Origin of the sequence: Tepidiforma bonchosmolovskayae (genome assembly GCF_008838325.1) — a bacterium.
Classification (GTDB): domain Bacteria; phylum Chloroflexota; class Dehalococcoidia; order Tepidiformales; family Tepidiformaceae; genus Tepidiforma; species Tepidiforma bonchosmolovskayae.
The window spans coordinates 2718574-2739365 of the sequence record NZ_CP042829.1; the positions used below are offsets into that span (position 1 = coordinate 2718574).

19 protein-coding genes and 3 tRNA genes are annotated in these 20792 nt (G+C 68.7%); 9 read left to right on the forward strand and 13 right to left on the reverse strand.

What is annotated here, in order from left to right; genetic code table 11:
• Positions 1–43 precede the first annotated feature (43 nt).
• Positions 44–1018: a porphobilinogen synthase gene (gene hemB, locus Tbon_RS13490; RefSeq protein WP_158068180.1), complete on the forward strand. Its 975-nt coding sequence runs from the start codon at positions 44–46 to the stop codon at positions 1016–1018.
• Here the strand turns inward: hemB and fdhF are convergent.
• From fdhF to Tbon_RS13520, 6 genes are all read right to left on the reverse strand, one after another.
• Positions 981–3113, reverse strand: a complete 2133-nt coding sequence (gene fdhF, locus Tbon_RS13495) for a formate dehydrogenase subunit alpha (RefSeq protein WP_192498014.1) — start codon at positions 3111–3113, stop codon at positions 981–983. The genes hemB and fdhF overlap by 38 nt on opposite strands.
• Complete coding sequence (locus Tbon_RS13500) at positions 3094–3756, reverse strand: 2Fe-2S iron-sulfur cluster-binding protein (RefSeq protein WP_158068182.1); 663 nt, start codon at positions 3754–3756, stop codon at positions 3094–3096. The genes fdhF and Tbon_RS13500 overlap by 20 nt, the downstream gene beginning before the upstream one ends.
• Positions 3753–5198 (reverse strand): NADH-ubiquinone oxidoreductase-F iron-sulfur binding region domain-containing protein, encoded by a 1446-nt coding sequence (locus Tbon_RS13505; protein WP_158068183.1) that lies wholly within the window; start codon positions 5196–5198, stop codon positions 3753–3755. The genes Tbon_RS13500 and Tbon_RS13505 overlap by 4 nt, the downstream gene beginning before the upstream one ends.
• A gap of 33 nt (positions 5199–5231) precedes the next feature.
• A complete protein-coding gene (locus Tbon_RS13510) occupies positions 5232–5615 on the reverse strand; it encodes a hypothetical protein (RefSeq protein ID WP_158068184.1) in 384 nt (127 codons plus the stop codon).
• 158 nt (positions 5616–5773) lie between these two features.
• Positions 5774–6673, reverse strand: coding sequence for a complex I NDUFA9 subunit family protein (locus tag Tbon_RS13515; RefSeq protein WP_158068185.1), 900 nt, complete (start codon positions 6671–6673; stop codon positions 5774–5776).
• Complete coding sequence (locus Tbon_RS13520) at positions 6670–7578, reverse strand: MerR family transcriptional regulator (protein ID WP_158068186.1); 909 nt, start codon at positions 7576–7578, stop codon at positions 6670–6672. Before Tbon_RS13520 ends, Tbon_RS13515 begins: the two co-directional genes overlap by 4 nt.
• Before the next feature lie 65 nt (positions 7579–7643).
• On the opposite strand from Tbon_RS13520, the gene Tbon_RS13525 reads away from it, so the two are divergent.
• Positions 7644–9116: a phytoene desaturase family protein gene (locus tag Tbon_RS13525; RefSeq protein WP_158068187.1), complete on the forward strand. Its 1473-nt coding sequence runs from the start codon at positions 7644–7646 to the stop codon at positions 9114–9116.
• Entirely contained in the window at positions 9113–9574 is a 462-nt protein-coding gene (locus tag Tbon_RS13530; RefSeq protein WP_158068188.1) for an SRPBCC family protein, read from the forward strand. The genes Tbon_RS13525 and Tbon_RS13530 overlap by 4 nt, the downstream gene beginning before the upstream one ends.
• Before the next feature lie 311 nt (positions 9575–9885).
• Here Tbon_RS13530 and Tbon_RS13535 read toward each other — a convergent pair whose 3' ends face one another.
• Positions 9886–10779 carry a formyltetrahydrofolate deformylase gene (locus Tbon_RS13535; RefSeq protein ID WP_192498015.1) on the reverse strand — a complete coding sequence of 298 codons (894 nt, stop codon included), beginning with the start codon at positions 10777–10779 and terminating at the stop codon, positions 9886–9888.
• Positions 10780–11037: 258 nt separating this feature from the next.
• Between Tbon_RS13535 and Tbon_RS13540 the strand changes: the two genes are divergently transcribed.
• The 4 genes from Tbon_RS13540 to Tbon_RS13555 all read left to right on the forward strand — a co-directional run bounded on the left by Tbon_RS13540 (position 11038) and on the right by Tbon_RS13555 (position 14930).
• Positions 11038–12753, forward strand: a complete 1716-nt coding sequence (locus tag Tbon_RS13540) for a peptide ABC transporter substrate-binding protein (RefSeq protein WP_158068190.1) — start codon at positions 11038–11040, stop codon at positions 12751–12753.
• Positions 12754–12830: 77 nt separating this feature from the next.
• Positions 12831–13778, forward strand: a complete 948-nt coding sequence (locus Tbon_RS13545; RefSeq protein ID WP_158068191.1) for an ABC transporter permease — start codon at positions 12831–12833, stop codon at positions 13776–13778.
• A 35-nt stretch (positions 13779–13813) separates the two neighbouring features.
• Complete coding sequence (locus Tbon_RS13550) at positions 13814–14785, forward strand: ABC transporter permease (RefSeq protein ID WP_158068192.1); 972 nt, start codon at positions 13814–13816, stop codon at positions 14783–14785.
• 69 nt (positions 14786–14854) lie between these two features.
• A tRNA-Ala gene (locus tag Tbon_RS13555) sits at positions 14855–14930 on the forward strand.
• Between the two features lie 251 nt (positions 14931–15181).
• Here the strand turns inward: Tbon_RS13555 and Tbon_RS13560 are convergent.
• The 4 genes from Tbon_RS13560 to Tbon_RS13575 form a co-directional block, all read right to left on the reverse strand.
• Positions 15182–15258 (reverse strand) — tRNA-Glu (locus Tbon_RS13560).
• A 96-nt stretch (positions 15259–15354) separates the two neighbouring features.
• The gene (locus Tbon_RS13565; protein WP_158068193.1) at positions 15355–16368 is read right to left on the reverse strand and encodes a cytochrome c biogenesis CcdA family protein; all 1014 of its coding nucleotides are present in this window, start codon (positions 16366–16368) and stop codon (positions 15355–15357) included.
• Positions 16369–16432: 64 nt separating this feature from the next.
• Positions 16433–16687: a hypothetical protein gene (locus Tbon_RS13570; protein WP_158068194.1), complete on the reverse strand. Its 255-nt coding sequence runs from the start codon at positions 16685–16687 to the stop codon at positions 16433–16435.
• 82 nt (positions 16688–16769) lie between these two features.
• Positions 16770–16846 (reverse strand) — tRNA-Glu (locus Tbon_RS13575).
• Between the two features lie 51 nt (positions 16847–16897).
• Here Tbon_RS13575 and Tbon_RS13580 point away from each other — a divergent pair.
• Complete coding sequence (locus Tbon_RS13580) at positions 16898–18148, forward strand: hypothetical protein (protein WP_158068195.1); 1251 nt, start codon at positions 16898–16900, stop codon at positions 18146–18148.
• Between the two features lie 38 nt (positions 18149–18186).
• Positions 18187–19146, forward strand: a complete 960-nt coding sequence (locus Tbon_RS13585; RefSeq protein ID WP_158068196.1) for a cyclase family protein — start codon at positions 18187–18189, stop codon at positions 19144–19146.
• Between the two features lie 15 nt (positions 19147–19161).
• Here the strand turns inward: Tbon_RS13585 and Tbon_RS13590 are convergent, their stop codons facing one another.
• The gene (locus Tbon_RS13590) at positions 19162–19788 is read right to left on the reverse strand and encodes a TetR/AcrR family transcriptional regulator (protein ID WP_158068197.1); all 627 of its coding nucleotides are present in this window, start codon (positions 19786–19788) and stop codon (positions 19162–19164) included.
• 101 nt (positions 19789–19889) lie between these two features.
• Positions 19890–20729, reverse strand: a complete 840-nt coding sequence (locus Tbon_RS13595; protein ID WP_158068198.1) for an alpha/beta fold hydrolase — start codon at positions 20727–20729, stop codon at positions 19890–19892.
• Positions 20730–20792: the final 63 nt, after the last annotated feature.

The following is a 20792-nucleotide window of genomic DNA, read 5'->3' on the forward strand; positions in this document are numbered from 1 at the left end:
CATCTCGACCTTCGGGGGTTTCCTGATGCTAGACTGGCGCTGCATGGAACTCGGAACCTTTGCCCGGCATCGCCGGCTTCGCTCCAGCGAATCGATGCGCCGGCTCGTCCGCGAGACCGAGCTGACGCCGTCGCACCTGGTCTATCCGCTCTTCGTCGAGGCCGGACTCTCCGGGCGTCAGCGCATCCCCTCGATGCCCGGGCAGGACCGGCTCGGGCTGGACGCGCTGGCAGAAGAAGCCCGCGACCTCGCCCGGCTGGGTATCGGTGGGGTGATGCTGTTCGGACTCCCCGCGGCCAAGGACGAGCTTGGGAGCGGAGCGTGGGCCGCCGACGGCGTCGTCCAGCAGGCCATCGGCCGGCTGAAGGACGCTGCGCCGGAGCTGGTCGTGATGGCGGACGTCTGCCTCTGCGAGTACACCAGCCATGGGCACTGCGGCCCGCTTTCCGCCGACGGCTCCGTCGATAACGACGCGGCGCTCCCACTCCTCGCCGAAACGTCGGTCTCGCTGGCGCGCGCGGGCGCGGACGTCATCGCGCCCAGCGACATGATGGACGGCCGCGTCCTCGCCATCCGGCGCGCGCTCGATGCCGCAGGGTTCACGACGGTGCCGATCCTCTCGTACGCGGCGAAGTTCGCGAGCGGGTTCTACGGCCCATTCCGCGAGGCTGCCGACAGCGCCCCCGCCTTCGGTGACCGGCGCGGCTACCAGATGGACCCAGCCAACGGACGGATGGCGCTCGGCGAGGTATTGGCCGACCTCGAGCAGGGGGCGGATATGGTGATGGTGAAGCCGGCCCTGCCGTACCTCGACGTCATTCGTGCCGTGCGCGAGCGGACGACGGTCCCGGTTGCCGCCTACAACGTCAGCGGCGAATACGCGATGGTCATGGCCGCGGCCCACAACGGATGGATCGACCTCGACCGCGTGGTCGACGAGACCCTCACGGGTATCCGCCGGGCCGGGGCCGATATCGTCATCACCTATCACGCGAAGCAGTGGGCTGCCCGCCGGTGAGCGCTGTATCCCGCGGCCGCTTCTTCTCGACCCGCACTGCGCAGACCTTGTACTCCGGGATGCGCGAGGGTTCATCGTAGGCGTTGTTCGTCAGGAAGTTGGCGGCGCTCTCGCGAAGTTTGACGAATGGAACGAAGACCGAGCCTGCCCGCACGGCATCGGTGACGATGGCTCTCCCGGTAAGCCGCCCGCGACGGGAGCGGACCACCACTTCGTCGCCGTCGGCGATGCCAAACCGCTCCGCCTCGCCGGGGTGGATGGTAACCGGCACCTCGCTCACCTGGTCCAGCAGGGCCTGGACGCGCCGGGTCAGGGTGCCGCCGTGCCAGTGGTAGAGCACCCGGCCAGTGTTGAGGATGAGCGGGTAGTCCGCGTCGGGCAGTTCGGCCGCGGGCGCGGCCTGGCGGACCGGCACGAACTTTCCGAGCCCCCGCGGGAAGCTCTGTGCGTAGAGATATCGGGTGCCCGGGTGGTCGGGGGACGGGCAGGGCCACTGGATGCCGCCCTCGCGTTCCAGCCGCTCATAGCTGATGCCGCGGAGCTGCGGTGTCAGCCGCGCCATCTCGGCGAAAACGTCTGCGGCGGACCGGTACGCGAACTGGCCCGGGTCGACCCCGACGTGCGGAGCCATCCGGCGGGCCAGGTCGCAGATAATCTCCCAGTCGGCGCGGGACTGCCCGACCCGCGGGACAGCCTGGCGCACCCGCTGAACCCTTCGCTCGCTGTTGGTAAACGTCCCGTCTTTCTCGGCGAACGAGCAGGCTGGCAGCACCACGTCGGCAAGTTCTGCGGTCTCGTGAAGGAACAGGTCCTGCACGACGAGAAAATCGAGCCGACGGAAGAGGTCGCCCGCATGCGCCAGGTTCGGTTCGGAGAGCAGCGGGTTCTCGCCGACGATGTACATCGCCCGGATCTCGCCGGTCGCGATACGCTCGACCATGTCGGTTGCCTTGATGCCCGGCTCGCGGGGAATGCCGGCATGCCAGGCCTCCTCGAAGCGCGCGACAACGTCGTCCCGATACGGCTGGTACCCGGGCAGCGAGTCCGGGATACAGCCGGCATCCCCGCAGCCCTGCACGTTGTTCTGGCCGCGCAGCGGCGAAATCCCGCAGCCCGGCCGGCCCAGCTGGCCCGCGAGCAGCGCCAGGTTAATGAGCGCATGCGCGTTATCCGTCCCGTGGGTGTGCTGGGTGATGCCCATGCCCCAGGCAAGGCAGCTCCCAGGGCGTTCATCCGCGGGCAGGCCGCGCCGGGCCGGCGGCCGGGCATACAGGCGGGCGGCCAGCCGGAGTGCGTGCGGATCAACCCCGCACGCCTGGGCGTACTCCTCCACGGTCCGTTCCATCACGACTGCCCGCCAGGCTTCGAACCCCTCCGTCCGCGCCGCGATGAAGCCGCGGTCTTCGAGCCCCTCGTCGAGGATGGCGCGGGCCATGCCGTTGAACAGGGCGACATCGGTCCCAGGCGCGGGCTGCAGGAAGACGTCGGCCCGGCTTGCGAGGTCGATCCGCTTCGGGTTGACGACTACCAGTTTCGTCCCATGGTCGTCGACCGCCTTGCGCATCCGCGAGGCGATGACCGGGTGGTTCGAATCGGGGTCGCATCCGACGACGACCAGGCACGACGCCTCCTCGTAGTCGATGTAGGAGTTGCTCGTTGCCCCGCTGCCAAGCTGGACCAGCATCGCCTCCACGCTCGGGGAATGGCAGAGCCGGGTGCAGTGGTCGATGTTGTTCGTCCCCATCACCAGCCGGACGAACTTCTGCTGGACGAAGGCGTCCTCGTTGGTCGCCTTCGCGCTCGCGAAACTGCCGAAGGCGCCGCGGTAGTCGAGGAGCCGCTCGGCCACGAGGTCCAGGGCTTCGTCCCAGCTTGCGGGCTGAAGTTCGCCGTCGCGGCGGACCAGCGGCGTGGTGAGCCGGTCGGGGTGCTGGACGAAGGGAATGCCGAACCGCCCTTTGACGCACAGCATTCCCCGGCTCGACGGATTCGCCGGGTCGTCGTCGACCCAGGTGATACGGTCGTCGCGGGTGTGCACCACGATCCCGCAGCCGACGCCGCAGAACGGGCAGGTGCTAACCGTCTTCCGTTCCATTTCCCTGTCTCCTGTAGCGGCCAGCCCGGGCTGGGTCACGCATCGGCTTCGGACGCAGGGCATGCGTGGGGCATGCCGCCACGCACGAGCCACACGCCGTGCAAATCGAACCCGCGAATGTTGCCCCGGCACCCGGCGTGACGCGGGCCGCAGTCGCCGTCCCGGCGATGCCGATGGCTCCGATGTGCTGGAGCTGCTGACAGGCCGTCACGCACCGCGCGCAGAGAATGCAGGCCTGCTCCTCGAATTCGAAGAACGGGCTCGTGGCGTCGAATCCGTCGCGGATCCGCCGCGGAAACGTTGGTCGTTCGAGGCCGTGCTCCTCATACGCGGCCCAGATCTCGCCGCTCCGCGGGCCGCCCGCCACATCCGGCTCGGGACCGTGCATCCGCGACGTGAGCCGAAGCACCTCGCGCCGCAGCCGGACGACCCGCCCGGAATTGGTCAGGACTTCGCTGACGCCTGCAGCCGGGGTGTGGCAGGCCGCGACGACCCGGCCATCCGCTTCGACCAGGCAGGTACGGCAGGCCCCGATCGGAGGCAGGTTATCGTCCTTGCACAGGTGCGGGAGGTGGATGCCGAGCGCGAGCACGGCATCGAGGATGCTGGCGGATTCCGGGGCGGGCCGCCCGTCGACCTTCACGAGAACACCTCCGGCCAGAACGCCAGCGCTGAGCGGACCGGCCCGGTGGCCATCTGGCCCAGGCCGCAGAGGGACGCTAGCTGGATGGCGTCGAGCAGGTCCTCGGTAAGTTCAGCGGGATTGCCGCCCAGTGCCTCGAGCAGGAGCGGCGTCCCCTCCCGGCAGGGGGTGCACTTCCCGCACGACTGTTCGGCGTTGAAGGCGGCCATGGTGAGCGCGGCCCGGCGGATGTCGCCGGGGGCTTCCAGCACCACCACGCCCCCGGCCCCGAGCATGGCGCCCGTCGGGTGGTAGCGGCCCGGCAGGACCGGCTGGTCGGCTATCGCCCCGGGAAGCAATCCACCCGACGGCCCGCCGCAAAGCACGGCGAGCCCCTCCGGCGCGGGCGAACCGGCCCGGTCGAGGACCTCCGCAAGCGGTGTACCGAGCGGCACTTCATACACGCCCGGCCGTTCGACCCGGCCGCTGAGCGAGAGGATACGGGTCCCCGGCGCGTCGGAGGCACCGAAGGCCCGAAACGCTGCCGGACCTTCGCGCAGAATCACCGCGACGGCAGCGAGGGTCTCGACATTGTTGACCACGGTCGGCATGCCGAAGAGGCCCGAATCCACCGGCAGCGGCGGGCGCGGCCGGGGCACGGCCCGGCGCCCTTCGATGGCGTTCAGGAGCGCTGTCTCCTCCCCGAGCACGTAGCCGCCCGCGCCGCGGTAGAGCAGGACCTGCCCGGCAATCGGCGAGTCCGCGAGCGCCCGCTCAAATGCCTCCGCAGCAGGGTCGGCCTCGCCGTTGATGAACGCGATGGTCACCGCCGGCCGCAGCGCCTCCATGGCGATGGCCAGCCCTTCGACCACCCGCCCCGGGCGGAGGCAGAGCAGCGCGCGGTCCTTGAAGACGCCGGGCTCCCCCTCCTCCGCGTTCATGACGAGGGCGAGCGGCGCCCCATGGCGGAGGGCAGCGCGCCACTTCCGGGCGGTGGGGAAGTAGGCGCCGCCGCGGCCGCGCAGCCCAGCCTCTTCAATCTCGTCGAGGACTGCGGCCGGCCCGAGCCGACGGGCGCGCTCCAGCCCGGCCCACGTCCGGTCTGCCGGCCCGAGCAGGGGACCGGCCTGGCGCACCATCTCCGCCGGGAAGGGCTGCTCGTCCCCGAATGCGGGCGGGGCGTAGCAGCGGAACAGGCACCCTGCGGGCAGCTCCGGCTCGTGAAAGCCAGGGTGGAGGGCGCAGGCGATGCCGGCGCAGGCCCGCTCACCACCTGGAGCATCGAAACGGAACTCGTGGAACGACCGGGCGGCCTCCCATGCCTCCGCTGCCGGGACACCAACCTCCCGGGCAACCGCCTCGATGGATGCGGGCGTGAGAAAGCCGTCGCCCCGGTGACGGGCGACCAGCTCAGGGAGCAGCCGGGCGCGGCGGGGAAGTGCGAAGGCTGGCGCAGCGGACACGCCGCCGATCGTACGCCGGGGCAGTGGCCGTTGCTAGACCCGGCGCGCCGCGAGCGCGTGCGCTCCGTTCAGTGCCGAAGGGACGACGGTCTTGCGGGCAGGCTTGCGCGGCTCCTTGCAGGCCGCGACGAGGGTGCGGTCGACAATGTCGCTGATGCCGCGGGAACGGGCTTCGTTGCGCACGTAGGCCACGGTCGCTGAAATCGTCGCTTCGGCGCCCGGCCACGGCTCGCAGCGGATGATGCGCAGGTGGCGGGACGACTCATTCCATTCGACAACGAGCCGGGGATGGGACCCCGGCCCGGCACAGTACCTCGTGTAGCCGCCCAGGTACTCCTGCGTCATGTGGAGCCCGCGAGCGGATGGGTCGATTCCGGCCCGGTGAAGGCCTTCCCAGAGGTCGCCGAGGGCAAGCAAGAGGCGGAATGCTACATCGGAGGTGTCAGCGCGCAATGGTCGTCCCGTGCGGATAGGGTGTCGTGCGCGGCCCCCGCGGTGCCGCAGCCTGATTCTACGCCATCCGGCCGGGGACGATGCAAGCCGTGGATGCGAGCTATAGATGAAAGCCCCGATTGTCAGCGTTTCAGATAGGCCGCCAGGCCCTCCTCCAGCGGCGTCAGGCGGAGGCCGAACACCTCGCGCAGGGCAGCAGTGTCTGCGACGCCGTCCATCGTGATGAAATCGATGGCGTCGGGGGTGAGCGGCCGGCCGGGCGCAAACTGGGCCACCGAAGCGACGAGCTTCATGACCGGCTTCGGGCTGTGAAGCAGGAAGCGCCTGCGGCCCGACACCCGGAGGGCCGTCCGGATGACGTCGTCCATGGTCAGGACGTCAGGCCCGCCGATTTCGAAGATGCGCCCGCGCGCTTCCGGCTTCTGTACGGCCGCCACGACATGCGCTGCAAGGTCTTCGACGTAGAGCGGATTGATGCGCGTCTTCCCGTTGCCGATGACCGGGACAAAGGGAAGGAACTTCGCGAAGCCCAGGAAGCGGTTGAGCGAGACATCGCCCGGTCCGTACACCCAGCTCGGCCGGAAGACGACGTACGGCACGCCGGACGCCGCGATGTGCTGCTCCTCCTGCCATTTGAACCGCTGCCAGTGGTAGGGGGCGTGCTCGGCCGCGCCGACACCGCTCAGGCCGATGAAGAGGGGCGTCCCGGCCGATTTGGCGGCATCAACCAGGTTGCGGGTGCCGCCGAGGTCGATCCGTTCGAAGGTGTACCCCTTCTCCGGGTGTTCGATGGGCGAGTTCGGGAACTGGACGGCGTCGACGACTGCGTCAGCCCCGGCGAGCAGCGCCGGGAGTGTCTCCGGGGCCGTGACGTCGGCTGCGACCCAGGTCGCCCGCGGGTCGAGTGGAGCCTTCTCGGGCCGCCGCCGCGAGCCGACGACGACCTCATGACCCGCGTCGAGCAGCGCCCTGGTGATCGAGCGGCCGAGGAACCCTGTGCCGCCGGCGACTGCGATTTTCATGCCGCACCTCCTGTGATGCGTGAACGTCCGAGCTGATTGATGAGTGCGACCGCCTCGACCAGGCGGGGTCCGCCGTAATACGCGGTCTCGATCCGGAGCGATGGGTCGGCGTCGAAGGCGCCGCCGCCGTAGACGATGGCGGTCAGCGGCGCGGTTTCGGCGAGGGCGCTGACCACTCCGCGGAGGTGGCGCGCACCCTCGGCGGTCCCTGCATTCACGGCCAGCACTTCCGGCTGGGCGTCCTCCACGGTCCGGATAAGGTCCTCGTCGGGGACGTCCTGGCCGAGGTAGATGGTCCGAATGCCCTGGAAGCGGAGCATGACGGCGAGCATGAGCAGACCGATTTCGTGGTGTTCGCCCTCGAGGCAGGCGAGTACGACGGTCGGGGCGCCGGGCAGCGGCTGCACCTGGCGGCTGAGCTGGTCCAGCCGGGCCCGCACAAAGTTCGACGCGAAGTGCTCCTGCGCGATGGTGATGCGCTGCTCGTGCCAGGCGATGCCGATATCGCGCATCAGGGGCACGACTACCCGTTCGAACCCGCTCAGCAGGTCGAGCGTATCGAACAGCTCGGTCCAGGCCGCGGCGGCCCGCTGCTCGTCGAATGCGAGCAGGGCGTCGAACAGCTCCGTCTTCAGCAGCGCGATGCGCGGCCCCGTTCCTTCGCCGGGGGTGGCTGCCTCCTGGAGCACGATCTCGGCGGCGCGGGCCAGCGGAACGCCCTGGGTGGCCAGCTCGTGCATGCGGCGGATCATCGCGATGTCTGCCTCGGAGTAGGTGCGCTGCTGGCCGCCAGTGCGGCTGGGCCGGGGAACGCCGTACCGGCGCTCCCACGCGCGGAGCGCATGCGCGCTGACGCCGGTCATGGCTTCGACCTGGGCAATCCGGAAGATGCCGGGCTTTCGCACGCCCCGATCATGCGCCTCTTGCCGAATGTTTGTCAAACTCTCGCCGAAGTCTCTACGATGGAAGCATGGGTAACGCCAGCGATGCGGACATCGTCGTTATCGGCAGCGGTTTCGGCGGCCTCACCGCCGCAGCCCTCGCCGCCAGGGCCGGCGCCAGGGTGCTGGTGCTCGAGCGGCACACCCGTCCCGGTGGCTGCGCCGGCGATTTCGCCCTCGGCGGGTTCTGGTTCCCGGCCGGGGCCACCGTGGTCACGGGGCTCGAGCCCGGTGGCATTCTTCGACAGGTCTTCGACGTCCTTGAGGTGGACGTGGAAGCCCGCCCACTCGACCCATCGATCGTGTTTCATCTCCCGGACCGGGTCGTTCCGTACACCGCCTCGCACGAGACGTGGGCCAGGCTGTTCGCCCGGGAGTTCCCCGGCGCGCCGGCCGGCTACCGGCGCTTCTGGCGGTGGGTGCGGCTTGTGGGCGGCGAGGTGTACCGCATCGGCGCCGCGCTCCCATCGTTCCCGCTCGAGCGGCCGGCCGACATCCGCCGCTCGCTCCGGGCGGTCAGCCCCTCGCTGGTCCTGGCAGCGCCATGGCTCTTCGCCACCGTCGGCCGCGTCAAGCAGCTCCTGGGCGCTGAAGGCGACCCCGCTGCTGACGCGCTCATCGACGCACTCCTCCTGGACGCGACGGGCGCAACGGCAGCCGGGTGCAGCGCGGTGCAGGGCGCCATCGCGCTCGACCTCTACCGGCGGGGCTGCCAGTGGGTCGACGGCGGCACGGGCGCGCTCGCCATGAAGCTCGTCCGCGCTATCCGGGCCAGCGGCGGCACGGTGACCTTCGGCAACGGTGCCGCACGGCTGCGCCAGGAGGGAGGGCGCTGGTCGGTCCGCCTTGACGACGGGTCGATCGTGACAGCGCTGGCAGTGGTCGCCAATGTGCCCCCGGGAGGGCTCGATTTGCTGCTGGGCCGCCCGCCGCGCCTGCCCTCGGCCGGTTCGGCCTGGGGCGCATTCGTTCTGCACCTCGGCATCGACGCGGCCGCGCTCGAGCCGCTCCACCCGTTCCACCAGGTCGTTGCCGACGCCGGCGACCTGGAGACCGCCGGCAACAACTGCCTGGTGTCCATCTACCCCGGCCGAGGCGACCGGGCGAACCGCTGGAGCATCTCGGTCTCGACACACGTGCGCCCCGAGGCGTTTGCGGTCCCGCCGGCCGAGGCGCGCCGGCTGCGCTGCCGGCTTGAAGCCAGCCTCCTGGCAGCTGTCCGCCGCGTCGTCCCCGATGTCGACCGGCGCATCCTGCTCCTGAGGTCTGCAACGCCGGCAACCTACCAGCGGTTCACCGGGAGGCCGGGCGGATTCGTCGGCGGGCTCCGCCAGGTGCCGTCAGTGGTCGCGCTCCGCGCCCCGGGCCGCCGTGCCGGCCGCGGTCTGGTACTCGCCGGCGACCATACCTTCCCCGGCCAGGGCACGGTTGGGACTGCGCTCTCGGGTATCAACGCGGCCCGCGACGTGCTGGAATACCTGGACATGGAGGCGCCGTTATGACGACCGTACGATTCCGCAGCGAGCTCCCGGTCCCGCCGGAGCGACTCTTCGAGTTCCATGCAGACGTGCGCAACCTTAGCCGCATCTCCCCGCCGTTTCCGCCGTTCCGCCTGGTCGAGGGCGGCACAGCTCCTGCCCGGGAGGGCGACGTGCAGGTGTTCCGCCTGGGCTGGGGGCCGCTCGGCGTGACGTGGGAGGCGCAAATCAGCCGGGTCGTACCTGGGCGGCTCATCGAGGACACACAGCTCCGCGGCCCCTTCCGGCGCTGGCGGCACCAGCACCGGTTTCGTCCTGCCGAGCGCGGTGCCGTGCTCGAAGATGCTGTCGCCTTCCGCCTCCTACCGACGCCGGCCGGAGAGTTTGCCGAGTGGCTGCTTGTCCGCCTGGCCCTGCTGGCGATGTTCTGGTGGCGGCATCGGCGGACGCGAAACCTGCTCGAAACGCCGCAGGAATCTTGATAATCGACACCGCCGTTATTCCGGGCCACGTGCTAGGCTGACCGGCGCAGCCCCCAGGGAGGAGCGACCCTTGTCTCATTGCGCACTCTGCCACCTTTCCGCCCAGCCCCGCGTGCCCGTCATCACCCCCGTCGGCCTCCTAACCTCGCGCGCAGACATCCTGGCCGCCGCCACGGCCCGTCTCGGGACGATCGACGGAGAGGAGCACGCCATGGTGCCCGTATGCCCCGAGCACGTCGTCGATATCTACCGGGGCCGGATTCCCGGCGTCCGGATGGCGTGGCGGCTCAACCCCGGCGAGTCACCCGCTGCTACGGCCGCCCGCCAAGGTCGCGAAGCAGGGTCCGCATTCCCGGCTTGAACACGACCTTTCCATCGATGACGACGATTTCGCCGTTCAGGTAGAGCTGGACCGCACGGCTCAGGACGACCCCCTCGAGCGCGCGGCCCTTCCGGCGCACGTCTTCGACAGTGTCCACGCCGACGTCGATGTGGAATACGTCCTGGAGAATGATTGGCCCCGCATCGAGCTCTTCCGTGACGAAGTGCGCCGTGCAGCCGGTCACCCGGACGCCGTCCTCCCACGCCCGGCGGTACGGATTCGCGCCGGGGAAGTACGGCAGCAGCGAGGGGTGGATGTTGATGATTCGGCCCGCATAGGGCTGAACGACTGCGGGAGTCAGAATCTGCATGTAGCGGGCGAGCACCACCAGATCGGCCCGGTAGTGCGCGAGTCGGTCGAGCAGGAAGGCCTCGTGCGCGGCCTTGTCGTCCGAGGTGTACCACTCGAAGGGGATTCCGGCTGCTTCGGCGACAGGGCGGAGCACGTCGTGATTTGAGAGCACGCAAACGAGGTCGCCCCGGAGGTCGCCGCTCCGCCAGTCGGCGATCAGCTGTTCGAGGCAGTGCGGCTCCTTCGAAACGAGGACCGCGACCCGCTGGCGCTGGCGCTCGCTGTGGAGCGTCACTCGGATTTCCATGCCGATCTCCTGCCCGATGGCGAGCAGGCCCGTGACGAGCTCATCGAGGGTGACGGTCGCGTCGGTGATGTCGATCAGCATGTCCATCAGGAACTGCCCGCGCACCACCCGCTGCTCGATGTCTTCGATGTTGATGTTCCGCTCAGCAAGGTAGGTGCTGATGCGGGCCACGACGCCCTTCTGGTCGCGGCCCTGCACATGCACGATGGCAAGGATTCGGCTCACGCAGCCAGCCCCCGGCACTCGGTACTCGACTTCAGCATAGGCGGCCCGGGACCTCGGGGCGAGGCGGGACCATCCGGCAGGAGGGGTCGAAGCGTACCGTAGACGGGCCGGTCCAGCCTGCGGCCCGGAAGGAGGTAGGCCAGCGCACGTTTCAGGCCGATGAAATCGCGGCCCGGCAGGTAAAAGTTTGTTGACACTACGCAAACCGGAGAGCACCTTACCGGTCGGTCAATCGCAAAGAGGAGGGAACCACGACCGATGACCAAACGTTACTGGCGCATGCTGCTCAGCGCGGCTGCCATCGTTGCCGTCGCCGTCGCGGCCGTCGCCTGCGGCGACGACGATGACGACAGCGGCTCCGGCGGGGGCGGTTCGGCCGCTACCGCGACAGCTCCGGGCGGCTCGCAGGGCTCAGCCGGCCCTTCGGGCACGATCACGATCGGCGCGACCCAGTTTGAAACCTGGGACCCGCACTTCTCCGACTTCGCGCAGGACATTACGCACTTCGTGTATGTCTGGCGCGGCCTGTACCACCTCGACGTCAACGACAAGCCCCAGCCCGCCATGGCTGACGGCGCCCCCCAGGTCTCCAGCGACGGCAAGACCTACACCATCAAGCTCAAGAAGGACCTGAAGTGGTCGGACGGCCAGCCGCTCACGGCCGAGGACTTCGTCCTGGGCATCCAGCGCACCTGCAACCCTGATGTTGCCGGCCACTACCAGTACATCCTGACCAACATCGTCGGCTGCGACGACTACTACAACGCCGCACAGAAGTCGGCCGCCGAGAAGGAAGAGCTCCGGAAGAAGGTCGGGGTCCGGGCCGTTGACGCCCAGACCCTCGAGGTGAAGCTGCAGGAGGCGCAGCCGACCTTCCCGATCATCCTCGCGCTGTGGCCGACCTTCCCCGCACCGAAGCACAAGCTCGCCAGCGTTGACGCTCCCTGGCCCGGCCCGCTCGAGAACGTGTACAACGGCCCGTTCATGCCCGCCGCGTACACCGAGAAGGCCAGCATGGAGCTGAAGCCGAACCCGAACTGGACCGGCACAAAGGTCGGCGTCGAAAAAGTGGTCCTGAAGTACGTTGACGACGCGGCGGTCCTGAACAACGCCTACCGCACGGGCGAAGTCGATGCCACTGCTGCCAATAAGCCCGAACTCGACAAGCTGAAGACCGAGTTCGCCAAGGAGCTCCAGCTCTACCCGGCGACGCGCACCATCGGCCTCGAGTTTAACGTCACCAAGAGCCCGGTCGATAAGCCCGAGGTTCGTCTTGCGCTGTCCCAGGCCACGGACCGGGCAACGCTGGTCAAAGTCGTTTTCAAGGACGCAAACACGCCAACGACCAGCTGGGTGCCGCCGGCCCGCAACGGACTGAAGGGCGGCGAGTACGACGCCATCCTTGGGTTCAACCCGACGAAGGCGAAGGAGAACCTGGCCAAGGCCGGCTACCCCGACGGTAAGGGGTTCCCCCAGCTCACCCTGCTCCTCGTGGACAGCCAGACCAACAAGCTGCTCGGCGAGTTCCTCCAGGCCGAGTGGAAGAAGCACCTCGGCATCGACCTCAAGCTCGAGTTTGTCGATTCCAAGACCCGCTCCTCCCGGTTCAACAGCTCGGACTTCCAGCTGGTCGTCGGCGGCTGGCAGGAGGACTACCCGGATCCCGAGAACTGGTTCCTCGGCCTCTGGGAGACGGGCGGCTCGATCAACAAGACCAAGACCAGCATCAAGGCGCTCGACGACATCATCGCGAAGGCCAAGTTCAACACGAATGACGAGCAGCGCCGCCAGCAGTACCGGGAGGCCGAGAAGCTCCTGCTCCAGGAGGCGAACGGCATCGCTCCGCTCTGGCACACCCTCGCCGCCTTCCTGGTGAAGCCGCACATCTCCGGGATGGTCGAGAACAAGCGGCCGGGCGATACCTTCGTCCCGGGCGACTGGTACATCGAGCTCTGGAAGACGTCGAAGAAGTAACGTCTCGCACGGGCTGAATCGCAGCGGAGCCGGGACCGGGCCCGGTCCCGGCTCCGCCACGTTCGAAGGACACCGCTATGGTCGCCTACACCATCCGGCGCATCCTTGCGATGATCCCGCTCATCATCGCTATCGCCACCATCACCTTCCTGCTGATGCATGCCGTCCAAGGCGGTCCGTTTGACACCGACAAGCCGCTGCCGCCGGCGACGCTGGAGAACCTGAAACGCCGATACGGGCTCGACGACCCGCTGCCGATCCAGTACGTCAACTACCTGACAAACCTCGCTAAATTCGACTTCGGCATCTCCATCGCGAACAACCGGGACATCACCGACATCATCCGCGAGCGGATGCGGGTCTCCGTGCAGCTGGGCATCGCCACGTTCCTCTTCGCCACGGTGTTCGGGCTGACCCTGGGCATCCTTTCATCGCTGAACCAGAACGGTCCCGGAGACTACGCCGGGGTGTTCATCGCGACCATCGGCGCAGCCATGCCGTCGATCGTCCTGGCCCCGCTCCTGACGATCGTCTTCGCGGTGAAGCTCGGCTGGTTCAACGTGCTCAGTTCCGACTACGGCTTCACGGACTGGTTCCGGGGTGATTTCAGCAACTGGCGGCAGGTGGTCCTGCCGACCGTCGCGCTCGGATTCTTGCCCATGGCGTTCATCGCGCGCATTACCCGGGCGTCGATGCTGGAAGTGCTGCGGCAGGACTACGTCCGCACCGCACGCTCGAAAGGCCTGAGCGAGTTCGTTGTGGTGGTCCGCCACGCCGCGCGGAACGCCATGATCCCGGTCCTCACGGTCCTCGGGCCGATCTTTGCCGGGCTCATCACAGGTTCGCTCGTGATTGAGACCCTCTTCGCCATCCCCGGGCTCGGGCGCGAATTTGTCCGCTCCGTGCTGATCCGCGATTACGGGCTCATCATGGGTGTGACCGTCTTTTACGCGGTCATCATCGCCTTCATGAACCTGGTCGTAGACCTGCTCTACGGTCTTGCCGACCCCCGCATCCGGTACTGATACGCTGGAAACATCCTCCCGCCAGGACTGCCACCGTGGCCGCCACTGATCAACCCATCGCCCAGCCATTCGACTTCCTCAGCGAGCAGCTGCACACCAAACAGCGCGGCCTCTGGGCCCAGGCGTGGCAGCGGCTCCTCCGGAACCGGCTCGCCGTCGCGGCAGGTGTCATCCTGCTCGTGATCGCCGCGGTGTCATTCGCGGCCGACGTGAGCCGGACCGTGCAGCGGTATGACCCGACCGTTCCGGACTTCCAGGCAACCGAGCAGAATCCGAGCTGGGACCACTGGCTGGGCACCGATACCCTCGGCCGCGACCTCTGGTCCCGTCTTCTGCAGGGCACCCTGTTCTCGCTGAAAATCGGCATCGGGACCCAGGTCATCGTTCTGCTGATTGGGGTCACCATCGGCATGGCCGCGGCGCTCGCCGGGAGATTGAGCGACACCGTTCTGATGTGGATTACCGACCTCGCCTACGCCTTCCCCGACCTGCTGGCCATCATCCTCCTGCGGCAGGTGCTGCTCGGCCGGAACTGGCCCATCATCGGCGAGGGCGACCCGCAGATCCCCGGCCTCAACGGGGTGCTGCTCGTCACCATCATCGCCATCTCCTTCGTCAGCTGGACGACGGTCGCTCGCCTGGTGCGCGGCCAAATGCTCTCGATCAAGGAACAGGATTATGTCGCGGCCGCGCGGGCGATGGGCGCCAGCCCCTGGCGTGTCGTGCGCGTCCACATGCTCCCGAACACGCTGAGCGCCGTCATCGTCTCTGCGACGTTCGGCATCCCGCTCGCCATCTTTGCCGAGGCCACGCTGGGGTTCATCGGCCTCGGCGTGCCGCCCCCCAACGCATCGCTCGGCTCGCTGATCGGCGCCGGGCTGGATTCCATCCAGGTCCATCCAGTGCAGCTCGTCTGGCCAACGCTCATGGTCGCCACGCTGATGCTCTGCTTCACCTTCCTGGGCGACGGACTGCGCGACGCGCTCGACCCGCGGACGCGGCGGTAGGGCAGTCTGGAGCCACGAGGTTTGGCGCAGAAGGGCGCCTGCTGCTACCATCGGGAGTGAGAGTAGGGCGGGGCTGTAGCTCAATCGGGAGAGCGCAACACTGGCAGTGTTGAGGTAAGGGGTTCGAATCCCCTCAGCTCCACCAACCCCCAGGAACTGTTACGCAACGCACTCATGAACGGCCGGGCATCCCCCGGCCGTTCGCGTTTCCGCCGGGCCGCATGGGACGCCGTTCACCTTTCGGGCTTCCGGCCGATTGCACCCGGTCGAGGTTCACTGCGGCTCCCGCGCCCTGGCCCGGGCGACAACGAGGCGGCGGCCGCGCCAGCTGCGAACTGCCGGGCCGGGTGCAACAACAAGAGGCCCGACATCTGCCGGGCCTCGCCAGTGGTGCTCTGGTAGCGCGTAGGGGATTCGAACCCCTGATCTCCACCTTGAAAGGGTGGCGTCCTGGGCCTCTAGACGAACGCGCCGCTGTGCGTCACGGGACAGGCTACCATGCCGGCCGCTTCCGGGCACCTGTTCTGGCCCCGGGCCGCCCGCAAGCGGTGTGGAGGGGGCACCCTGTCCTACAGGCCCTGGTTGAAGTCCGCGAATGTGAAGAAGTCGTTGAGTGCCGTCAGCCGACCGCTGACCAGCAGGACACCGACCACGATCAGGGCCATGCCGCTGACGATTTCGATGATCGGGCCGAACCGCTGGATGCGCCGGATCACCCGCTGCGCATCCGAGACAGCGAGGCCGGCCATCAGGAAGGGCACGGCCAGCCCGGCCGCGTACCAGGTTAGCAGATAGGTCCCCCGCAGCGCTTCGCCTGAGGTGGCTGCGAGGGTCAGGATGGAGCCGAGGATCGGTCCGACGCACGGGGTCCACCCCAGCGCAAAGGCCCCGCCCACGAACGCCGACCGGAGGTAGCCCACCCCGTGGTTGCGCGCGATCGGCACCTCGAAGGTCCGCTGCAGCACAGAAAGCTGGACATATCCGGCGAAGCGCAGCCACACAATGAGCAGCACCACACCCAGCGCGGCCAGTCGCAACCGGTCATTCTGCAGGTCGCCGAGGTCGGCGAGCAGGACAAAGACACCCGTGCACAGCAACAGCAGGAGCGCCGACAGCAGCGGCTCAGCACGGCCGCGGGGCGGAATGACCAGCACCCCCATGAGGACGAGCATCGCGCCGGCGATTTCCCCGAGCCGCTGCTGGTTATCCACGAGGACGTACGAGCCGAGGAGTCCGGCCGCTGCACCGAGCGCGATGAACACGGCCGAAAGCCCGGTAACGAACGCCACCGCGTGGGTGAACGTGACCCGCCGGCTGGCCACCACCCGGCCGTTCTCGATGCTGGCGCCGGAAATCTGGGCGATGAAGATGGGGACGAGCGGCAGAACGCACGGCGAAACGAACGAGAGCACACCCGCGGAAAATGCCAGGAGCGGGCCTCCGGGGCCGCGCAGGCTGAAACTGCCGCTCGAGAGCGGACCGGCCGCAAAGAGGAGCACTGGAATGGCTGCCAGGAGCGCCAGCAACAGGTAGCCGGTCGTCCGGTTCAGACGGGGGTGTGCGATGCTTCCCTGTCGTGCCATGCCACTGTCCATTGTAGGGGCACGCCGCCGGCCGGCACGCGGGCGAAGGTCCCGGCCTTGACCGTCACTTGAACGGGTTTCCACCCTCTGCAGGCCCGCCGCCGGGCTCTGCGAGCGGCGAATCCAGGCCGAGCAGCTTCCGGCGGGCCGCCTCCCAGCGCTCTTTCGCCCGCGCTTCGCGTCCGAGGAGCCCCTTCAGCTGGTCCGGGCGAATCGGCTCTCCCTCGAGGAAGACGCGGTGGAGGTGGTCGAGCTGCTTCTGCCAGGCCGACCATGCCTCGCGATAGGCCTCGATCGTCGCATCATCGGCGAAACGCATTGCGGGCCTCCAGGAACGGCTGCACGGGGCCATGGTAAACGCGCGGGGCCCGGTGTCGACACCGGGCCCCGCGAAACTGTCCTGGTAGCGCATGCGGGATTCGAACCCGCGATCTCCGCCTTGAGAGGGCGGTGTCCTAGGCCACTAGACGAATGCGCCGTTTCGTCGAGGATAGCCAACGTGCGACGATTCGGGCAAGGTTGGCCCCGGGTGCTGCGTTCGTTTTCGATTGCCGCCGTCGCTGCCGTACTCGTTGCGGTCTCGGCCTGCGCTCACGGCAGCGGCGAGCGCAGGCCTGCCGCCGTACCGCTTCCCCCGGACTACGCCGCGATGCTGGCGCAGGTTGCCGCCGAGCGCGGGCTCGCCCCCCCGTCTACCCTGCGCATCGGCACGGTTCCGCGCGACAGCCTGCCCGCCGTGCTCGATGCCGCCTCGACGGGCGACGATGCCCGCCTCACGCGGCTGTCGACCATCTACCGGGTGTTCGGCCTGCTGCCCGAGGGCATGGACTACGCCGCGGCCTCCCGTTCGGGGCTCGACGCGGCCGTCGGCGCGTTCTACGTCCCCGGCAAGCGCGAAGTCTGGCTCGTGCGCGACGGCCCCCTGCCCGGGTCGCCGGCGGGGCTGGAGCCGTGGGAGCAGCGGCTGCTGGCGCACGAATTCGCCCACGCGCTCCAGGACTACCACTTCGACATCCCGGCCCTGGAGCGTGCCGCAGGGACGACAGACGCCTGGCTTGCGCTGCGGGCCCTGCTCGAAGGCGACGCCGCCTGGACCGAGTCCCGCTGGACCGCAAGCGTACTCCTGCCCCGGCTCAGCCCGGGCGCTGCGGTCGAGCCGCCCCCCGTCCCGACGGCGCCGCCCCCGGCGCTGGCACGCGAATCCAGCTTCCAGTACGTGACCGGCACCGAGTGGGTGGCGCTGCTTCGCGGAGACGATGCCGGCGCCGTCGACCACCTCCTGCGCGACGGGGTGCCGCTTGCGACTGCTTTGGTGCTCCACCCTGACCTCCCCCGGACCGGCTGGACGCCGTCAGGCGTGGCGATCCCGCCGGGGGTGCCGGCTGAAGGATGGCAGGCGAACGATTCGGACTCCCTCGGAGAGTTCCTCATCGCCAGCTACCTGCAATCCGCTCTGCCGGCCCTGCCTTCGCTCCAGGCCGCTGCAGGCTGGACTGCTGACGCCGTCCGGCTGTACAGGACACCCGGCGGGCAGGCAGCGATGGCCTGGCGTATCCGCTTCTCCGACGCGAAGGAGGCAGGCGAGTTCGCTGCGCGGCACCGCGACCTCCTCGAGCGGCGCGCAGACCGCCTGACCGCGGGGGCAGGGATGCTGACGGCCGTACGGCGCGATAGCGTCACCGTGGTCCAGCTCGAAGCCCAGGGCAATGAGGTCACCCTCGTCTTCGCCGGGCAATCCGATGCGGCCGAGACGCTTGCCCGCTACCTGCTCAACCGCTGAGGTCGCCGCAACGACAGCGGCGCGTACAATCCGCGGTCATGGCACACGATGATGCACTTCCGACATTTGACCAGCTCCCGGCGGTCGAAGGCGCGCCGCCGAAGTCAGCGTGGTGGCTCTTCGGCAAAGACGACCAGGTCGGGCTCTTCAACCTCCAGACGCCTGAGCGCATTGCGAGGGCGGCCCGGCTAATTCAGCGCGGGGTGATGTTCCCCCTGAACTGGAACATGGAGCTCCCGAACCCGCCGCTCTTCAATCGTGGGGCGGTCCGCCAGACCATCTTCGGCGGCGCCATCCACCACGACGACGTCCTCGACAACTTCTATCCGCAGGCGAGCAGCCAGTGGGACACGCTGGTGCACGTGGGGAACTCGCAGCACGGGTTTTACAACGGCATCCGCAAGGAGGAGGTCACCGGCCGCCCGGGCTCGAAAGGCGGCATCGACCACTGGGCCCGCCGGGGGATTGCGGGCCGCGCTGTTCTCCTCGACATCGGGCGGTTCCTCGGCTCCCGCGGTGACCCCATCGACTTCGCCAGTGACCGGCGTTTCACAGTGGACGACCTGGAAGCGTGCCGGGCTGCCCAGGGCGTCACGTTCGAAACCGGTGATGTGCTCCTGCTCCGGACCGGGTGGACCGAATGGTACGAGGGACTGGATGAGCGCGCCCGGGCGGCACTGGCCAACATGGCCACCTTCCGGGCGCCCGGCATCACGGCGGGCGAGGAAATGGCCGCGTATCTCTGGAACCTGCACATCTGCGCAATCGCCAGCGACCTCCCGTCGGTCGAAGCGTGGCCGCCGCGGCGTGAGCACGGCGGCTTCCTCCACGAGTGGCTCCTCGGGATGTTCGGGATGGCCATCGGGGAGCTGTGGGACCTCTCGCGGCTGGCGGCCGATTGCGCCGCCGACGGGCGTTACGAGGCCTTCCTCGTTTCGGCGCCGCTCAACAAAACGGGCGGCATCGGGTCTCCACCGAACGCTATCGCGCTGAAATAAGGGGCGTGCCGCCTGTCAGCCGTCGGCTTCGGCGAACTGGGGGAACCTGCGGGTCAGGTGCGAGACGAGGGCGTCCTCAGCGTTGCGCGCCGCAAGGTCCAGGTCGAAGCCGTCGGGGTCGAGGAGCCACTGGAAGGCGATGCCGATAATGGTGCCGATGTGGTGGGCTGCAGCCGCATCGGGGTCAATGTCGAGCCGGAAGGCGCCGCTGCGCTGCCCGTCGCGAATCGCACTGGCGATACCGCGCCGGAAGTCCCGGTAGAGCTCGCGGAGGCGGTCCCCGAGGGCCCGTTCGGTCCGGGCACTGGCGGTGAAGTGCAAAAAGACGTCATAGGTGAGCGATTCCTTCCGCGCCATCAGGATGGCGGTCCGGGTCACCATCCGCAGGCGATACACCGGGTCGAGCCCGGGTCCGACTGAGACGGCGACCGTATCGACAAACACTTCGCGGCAGCGCTCGAGGACGCCGGCAAGGAGGGCCGCTTTGTCGCCGAAATGGTAGGAAACCAGCCCGCGGCTGACACCCGCGGCCTTGCTGATTTCGTCAATTGACGCCTCCTGCCACCCTTTCTCCCCCATCACCCGAACGGTTGCGTCGATAATCTGGCGGCGCCGCTCGGCTGTGACACTGGAACGTCCCATCGTTTGGACTCCGAAAGCGGGTACGCGCTAGGGGCCGGTCGCGTCCTGCGACACTCTACCATTTCGCTCGGCGCCTCGAAATTCCCGGGATTTCCGGCCGTTCAGCCAGCCGTGGGGCGGCCCGCCACGTCGCGCCCTTCCTCGACGTCCTCGAGAAAGCGCAGCAGTTCCCTGGCGTAGGTGTGCGGGGCGACGACGGGCAGGCCGTGCCCGGCGCCGCGGACCATCAGGACGCGGGCCGCAGGCAGTTCGTCGGCCATCACCTCTGCGGCGCACCGAACGGGGTCGTCTTCGCCGTATGCAATCAAGACCGACATGGTCAGCCGGCTCCGCAGCACCGGAAGGAGGTCAGGGCGTTCCTTCCGCACGCGGGCGCACCCGACCCAGCCGTCAGCCGAGAGGCGAGCATACCGCTCACGGAGCCCGCGGGCCAGGAACGGGTCCGCCAGGCCGCGCGCCGCCCGCCGGCCGAGCTCGGCCGTGCCAAACTTCCGAACAACCTCAGTCGAGGCATCGAGAGCACGTTCCCGCTGCCAGTAGCGCTCGTCGTAGCGGGGGTGCGCGTAGGCTGCACCTGCGTCGCTGACAGCCAGCGCGGCGAGCCGGCCGGGAGAAGTGACCGCAACCTGGAGCGCAATCATCCCGCCGAAGCTGCAGCCGGCGAGGGCGCAAACCTCCAGCTCGAGGTGGTCGAGCAGGGCAAGCACGTCCCCGGCCAGGGCCTCTGCCGTGTAGGCGTTCAGGTCCTCGGGAGCGGCGCTCCGCCCGTGGCCGCGAAGGTCCGGCATGACGACGAAGTAGCGCCGGGCAAGCTCTTCGGCGACGGGGTGCCACATCCGCAGGTCGCTTGTAAAGCCGTGCAGGAGGACCACCGCCGGCAGCTCAGGGTGGCCGGCGGTTTCGTATGCGAATTCGAGCGCATCGTGGGTGAAGGTCGGCACGGGCTGATGGAACACTGCCGCACGTGCAGGTGCAAGCAGCAATGGCCTGCCCCGTACAATCGC

Excerpts from the sequence above, each read along its gene's own strand:
- Tbon_RS13540 (WP_158068190.1), top strand. The coding sequence starts at position 11,038 with ATGACCAAACGTTACTGGCGCATGCTGCTCAGCGCGGCTGCCATCGTT.
- hemB (WP_158068180.1), top strand. The coding sequence starts at position 44 with ATGGAACTCGGAACCTTTGCCCGGCATCGCCGGCTTCGCTCCAGCGAA.
- Tbon_RS13515 (WP_158068185.1), bottom strand. The coding sequence starts at position 6,673 with ATGAAAATCGCAGTCGCCGGCGGCACAGGGTTCCTCGGCCGCTCGATC.
- Tbon_RS13590 (WP_158068197.1), bottom strand. The coding sequence starts at position 19,788 with ATGGGACGTTCCAGTGTCACAGCCGAGCGGCGCCGCCAGATTATCGAC.
- Tbon_RS13525 (WP_158068187.1), top strand. The coding sequence starts at position 7,644 with ATGGGTAACGCCAGCGATGCGGACATCGTCGTTATCGGCAGCGGTTTC.
- Tbon_RS13585 (WP_158068196.1), top strand. The coding sequence starts at position 18,187 with ATGGCACACGATGATGCACTTCCGACATTTGACCAGCTCCCGGCGGTC.
- Tbon_RS13570 (WP_158068194.1), bottom strand. The coding sequence starts at position 16,687 with ATGCGTTTCGCCGATGATGCGACGATCGAGGCCTATCGCGAGGCATGG.
- Tbon_RS13565 (WP_158068193.1), bottom strand. The coding sequence starts at position 16,368 with ATGGCACGACAGGGAAGCATCGCACACCCCCGTCTGAACCGGACGACC.
- Tbon_RS13530 (WP_158068188.1), top strand. The coding sequence starts at position 9,113 with ATGACGACCGTACGATTCCGCAGCGAGCTCCCGGTCCCGCCGGAGCGA.
- Tbon_RS13545 (WP_158068191.1), top strand. The coding sequence starts at position 12,831 with ATGGTCGCCTACACCATCCGGCGCATCCTTGCGATGATCCCGCTCATC.
- fdhF (WP_192498014.1), bottom strand. The coding sequence starts at position 3,113 with ATGGAACGGAAGACGGTTAGCACCTGCCCGTTCTGCGGCGTCGGCTGC.